The sequence below is a fragment of the Agromyces aurantiacus genome (genome assembly GCF_016907355.1).
GTDB classification, from domain to species: Bacteria; Actinomycetota; Actinomycetes; order Actinomycetales; family Microbacteriaceae; genus Agromyces; species Agromyces aurantiacus.
On record NZ_JAFBBW010000001.1, the window covers coordinates 3,706,347 to 3,725,228 of the forward strand.

General features: G+C 73.0%; 17 protein-coding genes. 10 read left to right on the forward strand and 7 right to left on the reverse strand.

Going from position 1 to position 18,882, the window contains the following annotated elements; genetic code table 11:
- Nucleotides 1–89 precede the first annotated feature (89 nt).
- Nucleotides 90–1,139 carry an LLM class flavin-dependent oxidoreductase gene (locus JOD46_RS17480; RefSeq protein WP_204395730.1) on the forward strand — a complete coding sequence of 350 codons (1,050 nt, stop codon included), beginning with the start codon at nucleotides 90–92 and terminating at the stop codon, nucleotides 1,137–1,139.
- 140 nt (nucleotides 1,140–1,279) lie between these two features.
- Here the strand turns inward: JOD46_RS17480 and JOD46_RS17485 are convergent, their stop codons facing one another.
- Together JOD46_RS17485 and JOD46_RS17490 are read right to left on the reverse strand one after the other, a co-directional pair.
- Nucleotides 1,280–3,037: an alpha-glucosidase gene (locus JOD46_RS17485; RefSeq protein WP_204395731.1), complete on the reverse strand. Its 1,758-nt coding sequence runs from the start codon at nucleotides 3,035–3,037 to the stop codon at nucleotides 1,280–1,282.
- A gap of 235 nt (nucleotides 3,038–3,272) precedes the next feature.
- Nucleotides 3,273–3,689 carry a transferase gene (locus JOD46_RS17490; protein WP_204395732.1) on the reverse strand — a complete coding sequence of 139 codons (417 nt, stop codon included), beginning with the start codon at nucleotides 3,687–3,689 and terminating at the stop codon, nucleotides 3,273–3,275.
- Nucleotides 3,690–3,864: 175 nt separating this feature from the next.
- Here JOD46_RS17490 and JOD46_RS17495 point away from each other — a divergent pair, with 175 nt between their 5' ends.
- Nucleotides 3,865–5,184, forward strand: a complete 1,320-nt coding sequence (locus tag JOD46_RS17495) for a glycosyltransferase (protein ID WP_204395733.1) — start codon at nucleotides 3,865–3,867, stop codon at nucleotides 5,182–5,184.
- A gap of 108 nt (nucleotides 5,185–5,292) precedes the next feature.
- Here JOD46_RS17495 and JOD46_RS17500 read toward each other — a convergent pair whose 3' ends face one another.
- On the reverse strand, nucleotides 5,293–6,264 hold the full coding sequence (locus JOD46_RS17500; RefSeq protein WP_204395734.1) for an FKBP-type peptidyl-prolyl cis-trans isomerase: 972 nt from the start codon (nucleotides 6,262–6,264) through the stop codon (nucleotides 5,293–5,295).
- Between the two features lie 111 nt (nucleotides 6,265–6,375).
- On the opposite strand from JOD46_RS17500, the gene JOD46_RS17505 reads away from it, so the two are divergent.
- Nucleotides 6,376–7,200 carry a class I SAM-dependent methyltransferase gene (locus tag JOD46_RS17505; protein ID WP_204395735.1) on the forward strand — a complete coding sequence of 275 codons (825 nt, stop codon included), beginning with the start codon at nucleotides 6,376–6,378 and terminating at the stop codon, nucleotides 7,198–7,200.
- Between the two features lie 16 nt (nucleotides 7,201–7,216).
- On the opposite strand, the gene JOD46_RS17510 is transcribed toward JOD46_RS17505, so the two are convergent.
- On the reverse strand, nucleotides 7,217–8,080 hold the full coding sequence (locus JOD46_RS17510; RefSeq protein ID WP_204395736.1) for a sulfurtransferase: 864 nt from the start codon (nucleotides 8,078–8,080) through the stop codon (nucleotides 7,217–7,219).
- Nucleotides 8,081–8,206: 126 nt separating this feature from the next.
- Here JOD46_RS17510 and JOD46_RS17515 point away from each other — a divergent pair, with 126 nt between their 5' ends.
- The 7 genes from JOD46_RS17515 (at nucleotide 8,207) to JOD46_RS17545 (ending at nucleotide 16,179) form a co-directional block, all read left to right on the forward strand.
- The gene (locus JOD46_RS17515) at nucleotides 8,207–11,152 is read left to right on the forward strand and encodes a Na+/H+ antiporter subunit A (protein ID WP_204396824.1); all 2,946 of its coding nucleotides are present in this window, start codon (nucleotides 8,207–8,209) and stop codon (nucleotides 11,150–11,152) included.
- Nucleotides 11,149–11,604 carry a sodium:proton antiporter gene (locus JOD46_RS17520; protein WP_204395737.1) on the forward strand — a complete coding sequence of 152 codons (456 nt, stop codon included), beginning with the start codon at nucleotides 11,149–11,151 and terminating at the stop codon, nucleotides 11,602–11,604. Before JOD46_RS17515 ends, JOD46_RS17520 begins: the two co-directional genes overlap by 4 nt.
- Nucleotides 11,601–13,217 (forward strand): Na+/H+ antiporter subunit D, encoded by a 1,617-nt coding sequence (locus JOD46_RS17525; protein WP_204395738.1) that lies wholly within the window; start codon nucleotides 11,601–11,603, stop codon nucleotides 13,215–13,217. The genes JOD46_RS17520 and JOD46_RS17525 overlap by 4 nt, the downstream gene beginning before the upstream one ends.
- On the forward strand, nucleotides 13,214–13,867 hold the full coding sequence (locus tag JOD46_RS17530) for a Na+/H+ antiporter subunit E (protein ID WP_204395739.1): 654 nt from the start codon (nucleotides 13,214–13,216) through the stop codon (nucleotides 13,865–13,867). Before JOD46_RS17525 ends, JOD46_RS17530 begins: the two co-directional genes overlap by 4 nt.
- Nucleotides 13,864–14,136: an MrpF/PhaF family protein gene (locus JOD46_RS17535; protein ID WP_204395740.1), complete on the forward strand. Its 273-nt coding sequence runs from the start codon at nucleotides 13,864–13,866 to the stop codon at nucleotides 14,134–14,136. The genes JOD46_RS17530 and JOD46_RS17535 overlap by 4 nt, the downstream gene beginning before the upstream one ends.
- Nucleotides 14,133–14,528, forward strand: a complete 396-nt coding sequence (gene mnhG / locus JOD46_RS17540) for a monovalent cation/H(+) antiporter subunit G (RefSeq protein WP_307835085.1) — start codon at nucleotides 14,133–14,135, stop codon at nucleotides 14,526–14,528. Before JOD46_RS17535 ends, mnhG begins: the two co-directional genes overlap by 4 nt.
- 91 nt (nucleotides 14,529–14,619) lie before the next feature.
- Nucleotides 14,620–16,179, forward strand: coding sequence for a peptide ligase PGM1-related protein (locus JOD46_RS17545; RefSeq protein WP_204395741.1), 1,560 nt, complete (start codon nucleotides 14,620–14,622; stop codon nucleotides 16,177–16,179).
- Between the two features lie 10 nt (nucleotides 16,180–16,189).
- Here JOD46_RS17545 and JOD46_RS17550 read toward each other — a convergent pair whose 3' ends face one another.
- From JOD46_RS17550 to paaD, 3 genes are all read right to left on the reverse strand, one after another.
- Nucleotides 16,190–16,963, reverse strand: a complete 774-nt coding sequence (locus JOD46_RS17550) for an enoyl-CoA hydratase/isomerase family protein (RefSeq protein ID WP_204395742.1) — start codon at nucleotides 16,961–16,963, stop codon at nucleotides 16,190–16,192.
- 142 nt (nucleotides 16,964–17,105) lie between these two features.
- Entirely contained in the window at nucleotides 17,106–18,320 is a 1,215-nt protein-coding gene (paaE, locus tag JOD46_RS17555; RefSeq protein WP_204395743.1) for a 1,2-phenylacetyl-CoA epoxidase subunit PaaE, read from the reverse strand.
- Nucleotides 18,320–18,832, reverse strand: coding sequence for a 1,2-phenylacetyl-CoA epoxidase subunit PaaD (gene paaD, locus JOD46_RS17560; protein ID WP_204396828.1), 513 nt, complete (start codon nucleotides 18,830–18,832; stop codon nucleotides 18,320–18,322). Before paaD ends, paaE begins: the two co-directional genes overlap by 1 nt.
- Nucleotides 18,833–18,882 lie beyond the last annotated feature (50 nt).

The following is an 18,882-nucleotide window of genomic DNA, read 5'->3' on the forward strand; positions in this document are numbered from 1 at the left end:
GATCAGGACGGACCCGGCGATCGGCTCAGGGTTATCCCGAGAACAGGGGCTCCGGAATAGCGTGCCGACCGGCCCGGTTGCCCTGAGGGATGTCACTCTCGCCACGTCTTTCGGTCCTGGATCTCGTGCCCGTGCGCAGCGGCCAGTCGTCGTCGCAGGCCGTCGCGGCCTCCGTCGCCCTCGCGCAGGCCGCCGACCGGCTCGGCTTCACGCGCTACTGGTTCGCCGAGCACCACAACATGCCCGCCGTCGCCTCGACGACCCCGCCCGTGCTCATCGCGGCGACGGCGGCGCGCACCGAGCGGATCCGGGTGGGCTCGGGCGGCGTGATGCTGCCGAACCACGCGCCGCTCGTCGTCGCCGAGCAGTTCGCCGCGCTCGAGGCGCTCGCGCCCGGGCGGATCGACCTCGGCATCGGCCGGGCGCCCGGCAGCAACCCGGTGATCACGCAGCTGCTGCGCATCTCGGGCCCGACGGCCGACGTCGACCGGTTCCCCGACCACGTCGCCGACATCCTGAGCCTGCTGTCGCCGGATGGCGCGACGCTGCGCCTCACGAGCGGCCGCGAGTACCCCATCCAGGCGACCCCGGCCGCCACGGGGGTGCCCGAGCTGTGGCTGCTCGGCAGCTCCGACTACTCGGCGCGGCTCGCGGCCGAGCTCGGGCTGCCGTACGTGTTCGCGAACCACTTCTCGGGCGAGGGGCTCGAGCAGGCGCTCGAGCTGTACCGCTCCGGCTACCGGCCGAGCGAGCGGCATCCGGCGCCGCAGACGATCCTGACCCTGAACGCCTCGGTCGCCGACAGCGCCGAGGAGGCCGAGGATCGCGCGCTCCCCCAGTTGCGCTCGATGGCGCGCCTGCGCCTGAACCGGCCCATGCGCGCGCTCGAGACGGTCGACGACGCCCTCGCCGCGCCGCACGACTCCGACGCCGACGAGGTCATCGCGCGCATGCGCCCGCGCTGGGTGATCGGCGACGCCGACGCCGCGGCGGCGGCCGTGCGCGCCCTCGCCGTGCGGCACGGGATCGACGAGGTCATGGTCGCGCCGATCGCGGGCGCGCGGGCCGACGAGCCGGCGGATGCCGCACCCGGCCGGGTGCGCACGCTCGAGCTGCTCGCCGAGCGCCTCGCCGCGTAGGCGCCACCGCACCCGCGGCCCGACGCATCCGCCGCCGCGGCGCGGGAGCACGCGTATGGCGCCTGAGCGGACGCCGGCGCCGACTCCCGCGCCACCCGGGCGCTCCCCCGCCCGGGACGGCGCAGCGGCCGCGCGGCGCGTCAGGCGCCCGCGGCGTAGACGCGCGCCTCCCACGGCGCGAGCGGGGCGTCGAACGGCGCCGGCGAGTCGGGGATCGTGTTCGTGAGGATCGGCACGTCGCCCGGCTCGCCCGCGCCCGTGGTCCAGCGCGCGGCGAGGTCGAGGTCGAATGCGGGCGCGTGCTCGGCCGAGGAGAGGTTCGCCACGACCAGGAGTCGCTCGGCCCCGTGCACGCGCTCGTAGGCGAAGATCGCCGGGTGCCCGGCATCCGCCCGCTCGAAGGAGCCGTGCCCGACGACCGGCCGCTCGTGCCGCAGGGCGATGAGCGCGCGATAGTACTCGAACACCGACCCGGGGTCGCCGGCCTGGTCGGCCGCGTTGATGCGGTCGTGGTTGGGATTGACCGGAAGCCACGGTTCGCCGCTCGTGAAGCCCGCGTTCGGGCTCGCATCCCACTGCACGGGCGTGCGCGCGTGGTCGCGGCTCATGAGGCTGAGGCCGTACAGCGCGTCGGCGACGGCGGTGCCGCTCGCGACCTCCTCGGCATACGCGTTCAGCGACTCGATGTCGCGGTACTCGTCGATGACCGAGAACGGCGCGTTCGTCATGCCGAGCTCCTGCCCCTGGTAGACGTAGGGCGTGCCGCGCATGAGGTGCAGCATCGTGGCGAGCGCCGTCGCCGACCCGTACCAGTGCTCATCGGCGTCGCCGAAGCGGCTGACCGAGCGGGGCTGGTCGTGGTTCTCGAGGTAGAGGCTGTTCCATCCGGTCTCGCGCAGGCCGTCCTGCCACTTGGCGAGCGAGGCCGCGAGCTCGCCGGGCTCGAGCGGCCGCGGCCGGAACTTGCTGACGCCGTGGTCGAGCCCGACGTGCTCGAACTGGAACACCATGTCGACTTCGCGGCGCGCGGGATCGGTGAACAGGACCGCGTCGTCGACGGTCACGCCGGGCGTCTCGCCGACCGTGATGAGCCCGTCGCGCCCGTCGAACACTTCGCGGTGCATCTCCTGCAGGAACTCGTGCAGGCGCGGCCCGTTCACGTACGACGCGCTGCCGTCGCCGTACCGCTTGCCGTCGCGCACGGGCCCGTCGGGCAGGCCCGGATGCTTCGAGATCAGGTTGATGACATCCATCCGGAAGCCGTCGACGCCCCGGTCGAGCCACCAGCGCATCATCTCGTACACCGCGGTGCGCACCTCGGGGTTCTCCCAGTTGAGGTCGGGCTGCTTGCGGTCGAAGAGGTGCAGGAAGTACTCGCCGGTGGCCTCGTCCCACTCCCACGTGGGGCCGGAGAAGAACGACTCCCAGTTCGTCGGCTCGGCGCCCGGGTCGCCGCCCCGCGCACCGGGACGCGGCGGGCGCCACCAGTACCAGTCGCGCTTGGCGCTGTCGCGGCTCGCGCGCGACTCGACGAACCACGGGTGCTCGTCGGACGTGTGGTTGACGACGAGGTCCATGACGAGCCGGATGCCGCGCGCGTGCATCGCCGCGAGCAGCTCGTCGAAGTCGGCGAGCGTGCCGAACACCGGATCGATGTCGTGGTAGTCGCTGATGTCGTAGCCGTTGTCGGCCTGCGGCGAGCGGTAGATCGGCGAGAGCCACACCACGTCGACGCCGAGCCGCTCGAGGTGGTCGAGCCGCTGCAGGATGCCGCGGAGGTCGCCGATGCCGTCGCCGTCGGAGTCCTGGAAGCTGCGCGGATAGACCTGGTACACCACGGCCGACTTCCACCAGTCGGGGGCGGTCGACGGATGGCGCGGCTCGGCTGCGTTCGACATGCCCCGATCCTCGCAGCCCCGCGCCGTCACGTCAGCCCTTTCCGCGCACGCGCGCCCCCGTCGCGCCCCGGTCGCACGCGGATTGCCGGTTCCGCCGGGTTCGCGCGATCGATTCCCGGCGGAAGCGGCAACCCGACGAACGTGAGCGGGGCGCGGGCGGCGGCCGCGGGCTCCGCAGGCACGACGATGCCCCGGGCGCGTGCCCGGGGCATCCGTTCCCTTCCAGGCCGGCGGCTCAGGCCGCGAGGCCGAGCCGGCGCAGGTCGTCGCCCGACGCGCGGTGCTCCGCGCCCTCGGCGACGTGCGCCTCGCGCGGCACGCGCGCGCCGTTCTGCACCCGCGCGCCCGCGCCCACGGCCGCGTACGGCCCCACGACCGCGAAGCGGCCGATGACGGCGCCCCGGCCGACGCGTGCGTTCACGCCGACTGTCGCGTTCTCGGCGACGATGGCGTCGCCCTCGACCCAGGCGCCGTGCGAGATGGTCGCACCGCGCTGCACCTCCGCGCCGGGGTCGACGTAGGCGGTCGGGTCGACGAACGCCGTCGGGTCCACCTTCGCGGTCGTGGCCACGAGGCCGCGGCCGTTGACGTGCTTGCGGTAGCGACGCAGGATCCCGGCTTCGTCCTCGAACTCGACGTAGCTGATGCCCACGTGTCCTCCATTCGCCGGGTGCGGTGTCTCCGCCTCCCGGATACAGGTACAACATCCCGGCTGACCGGGACATTCCCCAAGTCTCGGTGCCTGCCCTGAATACCGGCGGGGATATCCCTGATTCCCGGCTGGAAGCCTTGTCGGCGCGGTTTCCGCGGTCGTAGCTTCGCTTCCCATGTCCACGTACCTCCTCTGCGCGAGCCCGATCCAGGGTCACGTCGCGCCGATCATCACCATCGCCCGCGACCTCGTCTCGCGCGGCCACGACGTCACCGTCCTGACCGGCTCGCGCTTCCGCGACGCCGTGCTCGCGACGGGCGCCGAGCACCTCGCCCTCACCGGCATCGCCGACTACGACGACCGCCGCATGCAGGACTACCTGCCGGACCGCGACCGCCACCGGGGCATCGCCAAGCTCGAGTACGACGTCCAGACGATCTTCGTCCGCCCGGTCGCCGTGCAGTTCCGCGCGCTCGAGGCGGCGATCGCCGAGCTCGCACCCGATGCGGTGCTGATCGAGGGGGCGTTCGCCGGCGCGGTGCCGCTGCTGCTCGACGACCCGGCGACGCGCCCGCCGATCATCGGCGTCGGTGTCATCCCGCTGATGCAGGCGAGCGTCGACACGGCGCCCGCCGGGCTCGGCCTCGCTCCCCGTCCCGGCGCCCTCGGTCGCACCCGCAACCGGCTGCTCAACGCGTTCGTCCGCAAGGTCGTGTTCCGCAAGACCCAGGCGCTCGCCGACTCGATCGTGCGCGAGCTCGGGCGTGGCGGACTCGACTCGTTCATCTTCGACTTCACCCGCATGTGCGACCGGTACCTGCAGCTCTCGCCCGCCGAGTTCGAGTACCCGCGCAGCGACCTCAGCCCCAACCTGCGCTTCGCCGGCACCGTGCTGCCGCCCTCGGCGATCGCGGGCGAGCTGCCCGAGTGGTGGGACGAGCTCGACGGCGAGCGCCCGGTCGTGCACGTGAGCCAGGGCACGATCGACAACAAGGACTTCGGCCGGCTCATCCGCCCCACCCTCGAGGCCCTCGCCGACCGGGACTTGCTCGTCGTCGCCGCGACCGGAGGCCGCCCCGTCTCGGAGCTCGGCGAGCTGCCCGCGAACGCCCGGGCCGCCGAGTTCCTGCCGTACGACCTCCTGCTGCCGAAGACCGACGTGTTCGTGACCAACGCGGGCTTCGGCGGCACGCAGTACGCGCTCAGCCACGGCGTGCCGATCGTGGCGGCGGGCGACACCGAGGACAAGCCCGAGGTCGCGATGCGCGTGCAGTGGAGCGGCGTGGGGCTCACGCTGAAGACCGGCACGCCGACGCCGGCCGCGGTGCGCACGGCCGTCGAGCGCGTGCTCGCGGACCCCGGCTTCCGCGGCCGTGCGCAGGGCATGGCGCGCCGGATCGCCGGGTACGACACGTTCGGGATCATCGCCTCCGAGCTCGAGGCCGCGGCATCCGCTCGCGGTGCTGCCGCGACCGAGGCGGCCTCGGTCGGCTGACCTCCGCACGGAGCGGACACGGAAACGCCGCGCCCGCGGCATCCGCTCGCCTCAGGTGAGGCGCGAGCACGGATGCCGCGGGCGCGGCGTGGTCGGGTGGGTCCGGGATCAGCCCGCCGACTCGGTGTCCTGGATCTCGACGACGAAGACGAGGGTCTGGCCGCCGAGCCCGTTGGCCGACTCCTCCTCGCCGTAGCCGAGCGCCGGCGGGATCGAGACGATGAGCTTGGTGCCGACCGTCTGGCCGACGAGCGCGCCGCCGAAGCCCGGGATCACGTCGCCGGTCCCGAAGCGCGCGGCATCCTTGCCGTAGCTCTGGTCGAAGATCTCCTTGGTCGCCCAGTTCAGGCCCTGGTAGTGCAGGGTGACGGTGTCGCCCGCCTTCACCTCGGCGCCGTCGCCCTGCTCGAGCACCTTGACGAGCAGCTCGTCGGAGGGCTCGGCGTCGGGGATGGTGACGGTCGGCGGCTGGTCGCCGTTGAACTTCACCTCGGGCACGTTCTCGGTCCACTCGCCGGGCTTGGGGAGGTCCTCGGCCTCGACGATGTCCTGCACGTCGGTGACGATGACCAGCGTCTCGCCGGCGGCGACGCCGATGCCCTCGTTGCCCTGGTCGCCGTAGATGGCCGACGCGGGCGCGACCGTCACGACGCGCGAGCCGACCGCGACGCAGTCGACGCCCGCGAGGAAGCCCTCGTAGAGCGAGTCGTCGCCGAGGGTGAGGGTGGCGGGCTGCGAGAAGACCTGGGTGCCGTCGGACCCCTTGAAGGCCGTGACGACCGCCGAGACCTCGTCGCCCGACGTCGTGGTGTCGCCGTCGCCCTCGATCGCGATCGTGCGCTGGAGCTCCTCGGCTTCGAGCGGCGTGTCGAACGTCGCCGTCGGGGCGGCGCCGAAGTCGCCGGTCACCTCGATCGCGTCGCTCTGCTCGCCGGCCTCCACCTCGAGGCAGGCGGCCGCGTCGTCGGTGGCGCTGGCGGTGGGGTCGGGCTCGGAGCCGCTGCCCGCGCAGCCGACGAGGAGCAGGGCGGTCACGGAGACCAGTGCGATGGGCGCGCCACGGCGGAGGGCACGGTTCATGTGGGAGTTCTCGTTTCGATTCGGGTTCGAGGTCGAGGAACCAGTCTGCACGATCCTGGTCTCGATTCCCTGAGTCTTCACGGATCGGCCGGTCCGACCGAGAATATGCGCATGGGGGATGTCAGGGAGGGGTTCGGTGCCGCCGCCGTGTCGGTCGACGCCGCGGCGGCGTTCGCCGAGCTGGACGAGGTGCTGTGGGATCCGATCGCGGCGGCGACCGTGCTGCGGTCGGCGCCCCGGTTCGACGAGCGCGTGCTCGACGCGGCCGCGGGCGACGGGTCGTCCGCGCTGCCGACGGCCGAGCTCGTGGGCCCGGGCGGGGTGGTGGATGCGGTCGACGCGTCCGAGGCGCTGGTCGCGCTGCTGCGCGAGCGCGCGGGCGAGCGGATGCCGCAGCTGCGCACGCACGTCGGCGACCCGGCCGCGTGGCCGTACACGGGGTACGACCTCGTGCAGTGCGTGCTCGGCGTGTTCCGCTTCGACGAGGTCGAGGAGGGCACAAGCCACCTCGTGGAGTGCGCGCGGCCCGGCGGCCGCGTCGCGCTCACGGTGTGGGCGCACGGCGCCCTCGACCCGCTGGGCGAGGTGCTCGCGTCGGCACTGCCTCCCGACGACGAGCGCGTTGCCGCCTTCGATGACGCGGCCCGGCCCACGCTCGCGCGCGCCGAGACCGCGGGCACCTTCGCGCAGTGGGTCGCCGATCGCGGGCTCGTCGACGTGCGCGCCGAGGCGGTGCCGCGCCACCTCGACCTCACGGACGGGCTCGCGTGGCGCGTGGTCATGGGGACCGGGCTCCGGTCGCTGCTGGGCGAGCTCGACGACGAGGCGGTCGAGGGCGTGCGCGAACGGTTCGCCGCCGACCTGGACGCCCGCTCCGTCACGATCCTCGACGTGACGACGCTCGTCGCGGTGGGTCGGCGCCCCGAGACCTCGTGACGCCCGGCCTCCGACGTCAGTCGGGGTCGCCCTCGGGGCGCGGGCCGGTGGCCACCGGTCGTTCCGGATGGTTCGACCACTGGCTGAACGAGCCCGGATACAGCGCCGCATCGATGCCGGCCATCGCGAGCGCCGCGACCTCGTGCGCCGCCGTCACGCCCGAGCCGCAGTAGGCCGCGACGGGGTGCGCGCCGTCGATGCCGAGCGCGGCGAACCGGGCGCGCAGTTCGGCCGCGGGCCTGAACCGTCCGTCGGCGTCGAGGTTGTCGACGGTCGGCGCCGACACCGCGCCCGGGATGTGCCCGGCGCGGGGGTCGACGGGTTCGACCTCGCCGCGGTAGCGCTCGCCGGCTCGGGCGTCGAGCAGCACGCCGTGGTCGGTCGACGCCAGTGCATCGGCCTCGTCGAGGTCGATGACGGGCATGGAGCCGAAGTGCGCGGTCGCGTCGCCGGGTTCGGGCTCGACGTCGCCCTGCTCGAGCGGCAGGCCCGCGGCGCGCCACGCGGCCAGGGCTCCGTCGAGGATCCGCACGTCGGTCACGCCGGCATGGCGCAGCAGCCACCACGCGCGCGCGGCGGAGGTGCCGCCCGCGTCGTCCGCGACGACCACCGCATCCCCGTTGCGCAGACCCCAGCGTCGCATCGCCCGGGTGAAGGCGGCCTCGCTCGGCAGGGGGTGGCGCCCCGCACCGGTCACGGTGTGGTCCGCGAGCTCGGCGTCGAGGTCGACGTAGACCGCGCCCGGGATATGCCCCGCGCGGAATGCGGCGCGGCCGTCGGGTTCGGCAAGGGTCCACCGCACGTCGAGCACGACGGGGCGGGTCGACTCCGGCCGCCCGAGGCGCTCGGCGAGTTCGGCGGGCTCGATGAGGATGGCCATGCCCGCCATCCTCGCACCCGGCGCGTCGGCGCCATCCGCTCATCGTGGAACCGGCCGACCGGTGCCCGCGGGGGCCCCACGTAGACTGGATGCCGGACTGACGGTGGCGGCGTGACGGGAGAGCGGATGATCTTCTCCCTCGTGACGTTCGCCGCAGTGGCCCTCGCCACGCCGTTCGCCGCGAGGCTGCTCGGTCGGCACATCTTCCCCGTCGTCGCGATCGTCCCGACGGCGGTGTTCGCCTGGCTGCTCACGCTCGTGCCGGCGGTCGCGGGCGGCGCCGTCCTCACCGAGCGCATCGAGTGGATCCGCGCGCTCGACATCGCCCTGTCGTTCCGCCTCGACGCGCTCTCGCTGCTGCTCGCCCTCGTCGTCACGGGCATCGGCGCGCTCGTGCTGCTCTACTGCACCTGGTACTTCCGCGACGACGAGCCCTCGCTGGGCCGGTTCGCGGCGCTCCTGCTCGGGTTCGCGGGCGTCATGCTCGGGCTCGTGACGGCCGACGACGTGTTCGTGCTGTTCACGTTCTGGGAGGCCACGAGCGTGCTCTCCTACCTGCTCATCGCGCACGACGCCGGCAAGCGCGAGGCGCGCGGCGCCGCACTGCAGGCCCTGACCGTCACCACGTTCGGCGGCCTCGCGATGCTCGTCGGGCTCGTGATCCTCGTCGTCGCCGGCGGCACGACGTCGGTCGCCGAGCTCGTCGCGAACCCCGTGACGGGCGTCGCGGGCGAAGTGGCCATCGCGCTCGTGCTCGTCGGCGCGATCTCGAAGAGCGCGCTCGTGCCCTTCCACTTCTGGCTGCCCGCCGCGATGGCCGCGCCGACCCCGGTCTCGGCGTACCTGCACGCCGCCGCCATGGTGAAGGCGGGCGTGTACCTCGTCGCGCTCCTCGCCCCGGGGTACGCCGACCTCGCGGTCTGGTCTCCGATCGTCGTCGGCCTCGGCGCGTTCACGATGCTGGTCGGCGGATGGCGCGCCCTCCGCCAGACCGATCTGAAGCTGCTGCTCGCGTACGGCACGGTGAGCCAGCTCGGCTTCCTCGTGCTCGTCGTCGGCCTCGGCACACGCGACGCCGCCCTGGCCGGCACCGCGCTGCTGCTCGCCCACGCGCTCTTCAAGGCGGCGCTGTTCCTCACGGTGGGCATCGTCGACCACGCGTCGGGCACGCGCGATCTGCGCCTGCTGTCCGGGCTGGGCCGCCGGATGCCGTGGCTCGCGGCGTTCGCGACCATCGCCGCGGCATCGATGGCGGGCGTCCCGCCCCTGCTCGGCTTCGTCGCCAAGGAGGCCGTCTTCACCGCCGAGCTCCACGCGGGCGCCGCCGGCGACCCGTGGGCATGGGTCGGGCTCGCGGCGGCCGTGATCGGCTCGATGCTGACCGTGGCCTACAGCGTGCGCTTCGTGTGGGGCGCCTTCGGCACCAAGCCCGAGGTCGCCCCCGTCGAGTTGCACCGCGAACCGGCCCTGATGTCGCTCGCGCCGGGCGTGCTCGCCGCGGCATCGCTCGTCACGGCCGTCGCGGCACCGGTCATCGAGCCGCTCCTCGCGACCTATGCCGCCGCGCTCCCGGGCTCCGACGCGTACCACCTCGGCCTGTGGCACGGGCTCGAGCCCGCGCTGGCCGTGTCGGCGCTCGTGTTCGGCGTCGGCATCCTGCTCGTGTGGGCCCGAGCCGGCGTCGCGCGCCTGCAGGCCGCCGTGCCCGACCTGGTGGAGTCGGCGCGCGGCTACGTGCACGTCGTGAGCGCCGTCGACCGCGGCGCCGCTCGCGTGACGAGCGTCATCCAGTCCGGCGGGCTGCCCGGCTACCTCGCGGTGATCGTCACGGTGTTCGTGCTCGGGCTGGGCGGCGCGGCCCTCGCCGACTCGGTGTGGCCCGACGACGTCCGCCTCGCCGACGACCCCGCCCAGCCGCTCATCGGCCTCGTGATGGTCACCGCGGCGATCGCGGCGGTCGCGATGCGGCAGCGGATCGCCGCGGTGCTGCTCGTCGGCGCGACCGGGTACGGCATGGTGCTCGTGTTCGGCATGGCCGGCGCACCCGACCTCGCGCTCACCCAGGCGCTCGTCGAGACGATCACGATCGTGATCGTCGTCCTGGTGTTCCGGCGCCTCCCGCGACGCGTCACCACGCGCCGCGCGGTCGTGCGCGCGCCCGTCCGGATCGCGCTCGGCGTGCTCGCCGGCACCGTCATGGCCGTGATCGGCGTGGTCGCCCTGGGCGCGCGGACCGAGCCCACGATCGCCGAGGGCCTGCCGGCGCTCGCCACCGAGGCGCACGCGAAGAACATCGTCAATGCACTGCTCGTCGACCTGCGCGCGTGGGACACGCTGGGAGAAATCTCGGTGCTCGTGGCGGTCGCGACCGGCGTCGCGAGCCTCATCTTCGTCTCGGGCCGCCAGGGCGGCGCACCGCGCCTCGACGACGTCGAGCACCGCGACCGGCTGCGCCCGCTGCCCGAGCAGGCCGACAGCATGCGGGCGCCCCGGCGCCGGCTCGCCGATGTCGAGCACGAGACGGATGCCGCGGCCGAGGCCGCCTCGACGCGCCAGACCTGGCTCCTGGCCGGTCGCACGCTCTCGCCCCGCAATCGCTCGATCCTCGTCGAGGTACTCGTGCGCCTGCTGTTCCATCCGGCGATCGTGGTCTCGGTCTTCCTGCTCTTCGTCGGGCACAACGCGCCGGGCGGCGGCTTCGCCGGCGGGCTCGTCGCCGGGCTCGCGCTCGTCGCGCGCTACCTCGCGGGCGGGCGCTACGAACTCGGCGAGGCGGCACCCGTCGATGCCGGCGCGCTGCTCGGCACGGGCCTGCTCATCGCGGCCGGCACCGCGGCATCCTCGCTCGTGTTCGGGCTGGCGGTCTTCGAGTCGAGCTGGTTCGAGACCGAGGTGCCGGTGCTCGGCACGATCTCGATCGGCACCTCGACGCTGTTCGACATCGGCGTCTACCTGGTGGTGGTGGGCCTCGTGCTCGACATCCTGCGAACGCTCGGCGCCGAGATCGATCGCCAGATGGACGAGGCCGGCCCCGACGCGGTCGCCGAGGACCCCGCGGAGGTGCGCGCATGAGCCCCTCCCTGACCCTCGTGATCGTCGCCGCGGTGCTCTTCGGCTCGGGGATCGCCGTGATGCTCGAGCGCAGCCTCACGCGCGTGCTCATCGGGTTCCTGCTCGTCGGCAACGGCGTGAACCTGTTCATGTTCACGATGGGCGGCGAACCCGGCATCGCGCCGATCCTCGCCGACGGCGTGGATCCGGCCGAGCTCTCCGACCCGCTCCCCCAGGCCTTCATCCTCACCGCGATCGTGATCAACCTCGGCATCACGGCGTTCATGCTGGCCCTCATCTACCGCAGCTGGTGGCTCGCGCAGCTCGGTGAGGCCGGCGACCTCATCGGCGACGAGGACGAGATCGCCGAGGACGCCGAGGAGGCCGCCGACCTCATCCGCAGCTCGGCGGCCGACGAGCGGGCGATCCTCGAGGTGCTCGATGCGAGCGACGAGGACGGGGGTCGCGCGTGAACCAGGCCCTCGTCCCGCTGATCGTCCTGCTGCCGCTGCTCGGCGCGGCGAGCGCACTCATCCTCGGCCGCCGCCTGCGCGCGCAGATGGCCGTGAGCACGATCGTGCTCGCCGCGGTCGTCGTGATCGCGGCGATCCTGCTCGCGGAGGTCGACGGCGACGACGCGGGCGTCGCGGTCGCGGTCGGGGCCTGGCCGCCGCCGTACGGCATCGTGCTCGTGGTCGACCGGCTCTCGGCGATCATGGTGATCATCTCGGCGCTCATGCTGCTGGGCGTCCTCGTCTACGCCGTCGGGCAGGGCATCGCCGACCAGCACCGCGAGACCCCGGTGTCGATCTTCCATCCGGCCTACCTGATCCTGTCGGCCGGCGTCTTCAACGCGTTCATCGCCGGCGACCTCTTCAACCTCTACGTCGGCTTCGAGATCCTGCTCTCGGCCAGCTACGTGCTGCTGACGCTCGGCGGCACGGGCGAGCGGATCCGCGCGGGCGTGACGTACATCATCGTGAGCCTCGTCTCGTCGCTGTTCTTCCTCAGCGCGATCGCGCTGGTCTACGGCGCGACGGGCACCGCCAACATCGCGCAGCTCTCGGTGCGCATCGCGGAGCTCCCGCAGGACGTCCAGCTGATCCTGCACCTGCTGTTGCTCATCGCCTTCGGGATCAAGGCCGCGGTCTTCCCGCTGTCGTTCTGGCTGCCCGACTCGTACCCGACCGCGCCGGCGCCGGTCACGGCGGTGTTCGCGGGCCTGCTCACGAAGGTCGGGGTCTACGCGATCATCCGCACCGAGACCGTGATCTTCCCCGAGAGCGACCTCACGACGCTCTTCCTCGTGATCGGCGGGCTCACGATGGCGATCGGGATCCTCGGCGCGCTCACGCAGGCCGACATCAAGCGACTGCTCTCGTTCACGCTGGTCAGCCACATCGGCTACATGATCTTCGGCATCGGGCTGGCGAGCGTGGCGGGGCTCGCCGCCACCATCTATTACGTCGTGCACCACATCAGCGTCCAGACCACGCTGTTCCTCACGACCGGGCTCATCGAGCGTTTCGGCGGGTCCACCTCGATCACGCGGCTCGGCGGACTGCGGCGTGCCTCGCCGCTGCTCGCCATCCTGTTCTTCGTGCCCGCGATGAACCTCGGCGGCATCCCGCCGTTCTCGGGCTTCCTCGGCAAGGTCGGCCTGTTCCTGGCGGGGGCGGATGCCGCGAACGGCACGACCTCGACCGAGACCCTCGGCACCTCGAGCACCGGTCCCGACTGGCTGATCTGGACGGTCATCGCGGTCGGCGCCGCGACCTCGCTCGTCACGCTGTACGCCCTCACCCGCTTCTGGAACCTCGCGTTCTGGCGGCCGCGCGGCGAGCTCGAGGGCTACCGCTCGCGCCTGATCGACTCGGTGCAGGAGGCGCCGGCGGGGGCGACGATGGTCGCGACCCGCACGACCCCGGTCATGATGACGGCGGCCACCGCGGCCATGGTGGCCCTCACCGTCGCGCTCACCGTCTTCGCCGGCCCGCTGTTCGAGCTCTCCGGCCGCGCGGCCGAGAACCTCCGCGACGCGAGCACGTACGTCTCGCTGGTCTTCCCCGAGGGGGTGGTGCGATGACGGATGCCGTAGGCCCGCCCGACGCGCCGGCGATCCCGCCGACCCGCCCCGACGAGCTCACCCGCTGGCAGGTCGTCTGGCGGCAGGTGCCGCTGCTCGTCGGCCTCGTCGTGCTGTGGGTCTTCCTCTGGGATCACGTCGACGTGCTCACGGTCACGACGGGCGTCGTGCTCGCGATCGCGGTCACCCGCACCCTCTACCTCCCGCCGGTCCTGCTCAGCGGCCGGTTCGACCCGTGGCGCGGACTGCTCCTCGGGCTGCGCATGATGTTCGACGTCGCGGTGGCGTCGCTGCAGATCGCGTTCCGGGCCGTGCAGCCCGGGTGGCGCCCCATGAACGCGCTCATCGCCGTGCAGCTGCTCACGCGGTCCGACCTCGTCACGACGCTCACCGCCGAGGCGATCTCGGTCGTGCCCGGCACCGTCGTGGTCGACATCGACCGCGAGCGGGGCCTGCTCTACCTGCACGCCTTCGCGACCCGGACCCCCGCGGATCTCGACCGGGTCCGACGGCAGGTGCTCGGCACCGAGGAGCGGATCGTCCTCGCGATCGGCACGCGCGAGCAGGCGGCGGCGGTGCGGGCCGCGCGCCGCGAGCGACGCGGCGACCGACGGTCCGCACCGGAAGCGCCGGGGAAGGAGCACGCATGACTCCGCTCGTGATCATGGGCCTCGCGGCCGGCGTGATGTTCGGCGTGGGGGCGATCGCCGCGCTCGTGCGGGTGATCAAGGGACCCTCGATCCTCGACCGGGCCCTCGCGACCGACGTGCTGCTCGCGATCGCGATCTGCGGGCTCGGCGCCGAGATGGCGATCAACCGGCACACCGACACGCTCGTCGTGCTGCTCGTGCTCGCGCTGTTCGCGATCCTCGGCTCGATCGCGATCGCCCGATTCATCGGCAAGGAGGATGCGTCGTGACGGCCAGCGAACTCGGCATCGGCGTGCTCATCCTGCTGAGCGGCTTCCTCTCGATGGCCGCGGGGATCGGCGTGCTGCGCTTCCCCGACGTGCTGACGCGCCTGCACGCGGCGACGAAGCCGCAGGTCCTCGGCCTCGCCGTGGTCCTGCTCGCCATCGTGCTGCGCGTGCCGACCTGGGGCGTGCTCTCCACGGTCGTGCTCATCATGACGTTCCAGCTGCTCACGCAGCCGATGACCGCGCACATGCTGGGCCGCGCCGCGTACCGCTCCGACTTCGTGCGGCGCGACCTGCTCATCGAGGACGACCTCGGCCGCGACATCGCCGAGCACGAGCACGACGACGCGCCCGATGGGAGCCACGAGGGGCGGGAGGGCGACCCGGCCCGCTGAGCGTCCGCCGTGCGTTGCGCGCCGGTGCCCCCGCGAGGACAATGAGCCTCGAGTCCGGGGCTCCGCCCGCGGTCTCGAGGGGATGGCAGAGATGGCCCGGGCCGTCACCCTCGCCGAACTCGACGAGGACGATCGCAACCTCCGCTTCTGGAGGCTGCAGCGCCGCATGCCCGCGGCGTGGGCCGCAGCGGCGGATTCCGGCGGCGAATCCGTGGTCGTGCTCCCCTCGATCGCGAGCGGGCCGACCGTCACGCGCAGCGGAAGCCTCGCGCAGGCCTACGAGGAGCGGTTCCTCTTCCTGCTGCTCCTGCTCCGACGCCCGGGCCTCCGGATCGTGTACGTCACGTCGACGCCCGTCGACCCGCGGATCGTCGAGTACTACCTCGCGCTCCTGCCGGGCGTCGTGCCGAGCGATGCACGATCGCGGCTGTCGATGGTCTCGGTCGGCGACGGATCGGCACGTCCGCTGAGCGCGAAGCTGCTCGACCGGCCGCGCGTGCTCGAGCGGATCGCCGCTTTCATCCCCGACCGCGCGCGCAGCCACCTCATCCCGTACGCGACCACGCGGCTCGAGCGCGACGTCGCCCTCACGCTGGGCATCCCCGTGTACGGCGCCGAGCCCGCCCTCGCGACCTGGGGCAGCAAGTCCGGCGGACGCCGGCTGTTCCACGAGGTCGGCATCGCGCATCCCGCGGGCGCCGAGGCGCTGCACGGCCTCGACGACGTCGCCGAGGCCATCGAGCGGTTGCTCGCGGAGCGCCCCGGCCTGCGGTACGCGATCGTGAAGCTCGACTACGGCGTATCGGGCTCGGGCAACGCGCTCGTCGACCTCGACGGCATCGCCGACCTGCCGGCTCGGCAGCGGAGGGCGGCGATCGACGAGCGGGTGCGCGAGATGCGCTTCGACTGGCCCGAGACGCCGCGCGAGCGGTACCTGTCGGTGCTGGCCTCGGAGGGCGGGGTGGTCGAGGAGCGGCTCGCCGGGGCGGAGGTCCTCAGCCCGAGCGTGCAGCTCCAGGTGCTGCCCGACGGCACGGTCGAAGTCGTCTCGACGCACGACCAGCTGCTCGGCGGGACGAGCGGCCAGAGCTTCCTCGGCTGCGTCTTCCCCGCAAACCCCGCGTACTCGCGGCTGATCGCCGAGCCCGCGCTCGCGATCGGGCGGAGGCTCGCCGCCGAGGGCGTGATCGGACGGTTCTCCGTCGACTTCATCGTCGTGCCGGACGACGCCGGCGACTGGTCGGCGTACGCGATCGAGGTCAACCTGCGGATGGGCGGCACGACCCATCCGTTCCTCGCGCTGCAGTTCCTGACCGACGGCCGGTACGACGCCGGCACGGGACGGTTCCTCACGCCGTCGGGCGCCGAGAAGCACCTCGTCGCGACCGACCACCTCGAGTCCCCCGAGCTGCGCGCGCTCACGATCGACGACCTCTTCGACGCGGTGACGCGGCACGGCCTGCACTTCGACTCGGCCCGCGAGACGGGCATCGTGCTGCACATGATCAGCTCGGTCACCGAGCACGGCCGCGTCGGGATGACGGCCGTCGGGGACACCCCCGAGGCAGCGATGCAGCTGTTCGCGCGCGCACGGCGCGTGCTGCTCGACGAGGCGATCGCGGCCGCCCGGCCGAGCGCGCTGCCCGACTGAGCGGGGTCGGTCAGCCGCGGCCCGTGAACTGCGGCGCGCGCTTCTCCTGGAACGCGGCGAACCCCTCGCGGTAGTCCTCGGTGTCGCAGAGCGCGGCCTGCGCGCGGTTCTCCTCCGACATCGAGGCCCAGAGCCCCAGCCGGTGGTCGCGGAGGTCGGCGATGAGCCGCTTCGACGCGACGAAGGCCTGGGTGGGTCCGGATGCCGCGTCGCGGGCCGCCGCGCGCGTGGCCTCGAGCACGTCGTCGGCCGGCATGGCCTGCGAGAAGAGGCCCGCGGCGACCGCCTCGCTCCCCGACATGAGCCGCCCGGTGACGATGAGGTCCATCGCGCGGTGCGCGCCGAGCCGCTCGTAGAACAGCGCGTGCCCGCCCGAGTCGAGCGTCGCGCCGAGGTTCTTGAAGGGCGAGCCGACCTTCGCGCTGTCGGCCACGTACACGATGTCGGTCGCGATGAGCAGCCCGAGGCCGACGCCGAGGCACGCGCCGTGCGCGACCGCGAACGTGGGCGCCGGGAACCGCGCCATCCGCTTCAGCAGCGGCTCCACGAGCCCGCCGAGGTAGCGTTGCACGTCGTCGTCGCGCGGGTCGACGCCGGCGATGTCGCGGCCGGCGCAGAACGCGCGGCCCTCGCCGCGCAACACGAGCGCGCGCACCTGCGCGAACTCGGCCTGCGCGTACGCGTCGCCGAGCTCGGCGAGCGCGTGCTCGTCCAGCGCGTTGAGCTTGCCGGGCGCGTTCAGCACCACCTCGGCCACGCCGTCGTGGATCTCGAGCTCGATCATGCGATCTCCTCTGTTCTGGACGCCGAGCGCGTGTACTTCCGACGAGGGCCTCTGCGGACGCAATTGCGCTCGACGGATCTGCACGCGCTCGGCGCGGAGGTGGTGGAGGTAGTGCGGGTGGTGCGGAGGTGGTGCGGGCGGGTCACACGTCGTAGTCCACCACGACGCGGTCGGACGTGGGGTGCGACTGGCAGGTGAGCACGTAGCCGCGCTCGAGCTCCTCCGGCTCCAGCGCGTAGTTCTCGGTCATGTTGACGCTGCCGTCGACGACCCGCGCGCGGCACGTGCCGCACACGCCGCCCGCGCAGGCGAACGGCACATCGCCGCGCACGCGCAGCGCCGCGTTGAGGATCGACTCGTTCGCGCTCACCGGGCTCTCGACGGTCGACGAATTGCCATCGAGCGTGAACTCGATCTCGACCGTCTTCTCGCCGCGCTCGACGACGACGGGCCGGCCCTGGCGCGGCTCCGTCGCGCGGTCGGCGTCGGTCGTGAAGAGCTCATAGCGCACGCGACCGGATGGCACGCCGCGCGCTTCGAGCGTGTCGCGCGCGAGCTGCACGAGCTCGAACGGCCCGCACAGGAACCATTCGTCGACCGTCGCCGGCGGGATGAGGGCGTCGAGCATGCGTTCGAGCTTCTCGGCGTCGATGCGCCCCGACAGCAGCGGCGCGGTGCGCTGCTCGCGCGAGAGCACGTGGTGCAGCGCGAGCCGGGCCGGGTAGCGGTCCTTGAGCTCGGCGAGCTCCTCGAGGAACATCACGTCGCGCGTCGACCGGTTCGTGTAGACGAGCGTGAACCGCGCGTCATCCGAACGGGCCAGCACGGTGTGCGCGAGCGCCATGAGCGGCGTGATGCCCGAGCCCGCGGCGATGCCGACCACGTGCTTGCCGTCGAGCGAGTCGAGCCCCGACGTGAACGTGCCTTGGGGGCTCATCACGTCGATGCGGTCGCCCGCCGCGAGCTCGGAGTTCGCCCACGTCGAGAAGCGCCCGCCGAGGTCGCGCTTGATCGCGACCGACACGTTGCCGCGCACTGGCGGGCGGCAGATCGAGTACGAGCGGCGCAGCTCGTGCCCGTCGAACTCGCGGCGGAGCGCGACGTACTGCCCCGGCAGGTAGGTGTAGTCGTCGGCGAGCTCGTCGGGCACCGCGAAGGTGACCTCGACCGAGTCGTCGGTCAGCGGGCGCACCTCGGCGACCTCGAGCGAGTGGAACCGCGCGCGGCGACGCTTCGGCACGTGGTCGCCGCCGACCGCGCTCTGCAGGAACGCGTCGGCGATCGCGGCATCCGTCGTCAGCGTGCCCGCGGCGCTGCGGGCGGGGGCTCCGGTGGAGCCCAGATTGATCGCGGCCATCAGAGCACCTTGAAGTAGTCGAAGGGCTCGAGGCAGTCGAGGCACTCGTAGAGCGCCTTGCACGACGTCGAGCCGAAGCGGGCGAGTTCGCGGGTGTTCAGGGAGTCGCAGCGCGGGCACTTGACGGCCATCGTCAGGCGGATCGGCCCGCCGTCGCGCACGGGTGCGTGACCGCTCGGCGCCTGGATCCCGTACTTCCGGAGCTTGTCCTTGCCGGACTCGCTCATCCAGTCGGTCGTCCACGCGGGTGCGAGCACCATCTTCACGTCGACGTGGTCGTAGCCGGCGTGCGTGAGGGCCAGCACGACGTCGTCGCGCATGGCGTCCATCGCCGGGCAGCCGCTGTAGGTCGGCGTGAGCTCGACGCGCACGGCGCCGTCGTCGTCGACGGCGACCGAGCGCAGCACGCCCAGGTCCTCGATCGTGAGCACGGGCACCTCGGGGTCGGTCACCGTGGCGGCGACGTCCCACGCGGCGCGTGCGGCCGGGTCGGATGGGACGGGGCGGGCGATCGTCTCGGCGGGTTTCGAGACGGCGCTGCGCGCCTCCTCAACCCTCACAC

Excerpts from the sequence above, each read along its gene's own strand:
- JOD46_RS17480 (WP_204395730.1), top strand. The coding sequence starts at position 90 with ATGTCACTCTCGCCACGTCTTTCGGTCCTGGATCTCGTGCCCGTGCGC.
- JOD46_RS17485 (WP_204395731.1), bottom strand. The coding sequence starts at position 3,037 with ATGTCGAACGCAGCCGAGCCGCGCCATCCGTCGACCGCCCCCGACTGG.
- JOD46_RS17495 (WP_204395733.1), top strand. The coding sequence starts at position 3,865 with ATGTCCACGTACCTCCTCTGCGCGAGCCCGATCCAGGGTCACGTCGCG.
- JOD46_RS17500 (WP_204395734.1), bottom strand. The coding sequence starts at position 6,264 with ATGAACCGTGCCCTCCGCCGTGGCGCGCCCATCGCACTGGTCTCCGTG.
- JOD46_RS17505 (WP_204395735.1), top strand. The coding sequence starts at position 6,376 with ATGGGGGATGTCAGGGAGGGGTTCGGTGCCGCCGCCGTGTCGGTCGAC.
- JOD46_RS17510 (WP_204395736.1), bottom strand. The coding sequence starts at position 8,080 with ATGGCCATCCTCATCGAGCCCGCCGAACTCGCCGAGCGCCTCGGGCGG.
- JOD46_RS17515 (WP_204396824.1), top strand. The coding sequence starts at position 8,207 with ATGATCTTCTCCCTCGTGACGTTCGCCGCAGTGGCCCTCGCCACGCCG.
- JOD46_RS17520 (WP_204395737.1), top strand. The coding sequence starts at position 11,149 with ATGAGCCCCTCCCTGACCCTCGTGATCGTCGCCGCGGTGCTCTTCGGC.
- JOD46_RS17530 (WP_204395739.1), top strand. The coding sequence starts at position 13,214 with ATGACGGATGCCGTAGGCCCGCCCGACGCGCCGGCGATCCCGCCGACC.
- JOD46_RS17535 (WP_204395740.1), top strand. The coding sequence starts at position 13,864 with ATGACTCCGCTCGTGATCATGGGCCTCGCGGCCGGCGTGATGTTCGGC.
- JOD46_RS17545 (WP_204395741.1), top strand. The coding sequence starts at position 14,620 with ATGGCCCGGGCCGTCACCCTCGCCGAACTCGACGAGGACGATCGCAAC.
- JOD46_RS17550 (WP_204395742.1), bottom strand. The coding sequence starts at position 16,963 with ATGATCGAGCTCGAGATCCACGACGGCGTGGCCGAGGTGGTGCTGAAC.
- paaE (WP_204395743.1), bottom strand. The coding sequence starts at position 18,320 with ATGGCCGCGATCAATCTGGGCTCCACCGGAGCCCCCGCCCGCAGCGCC.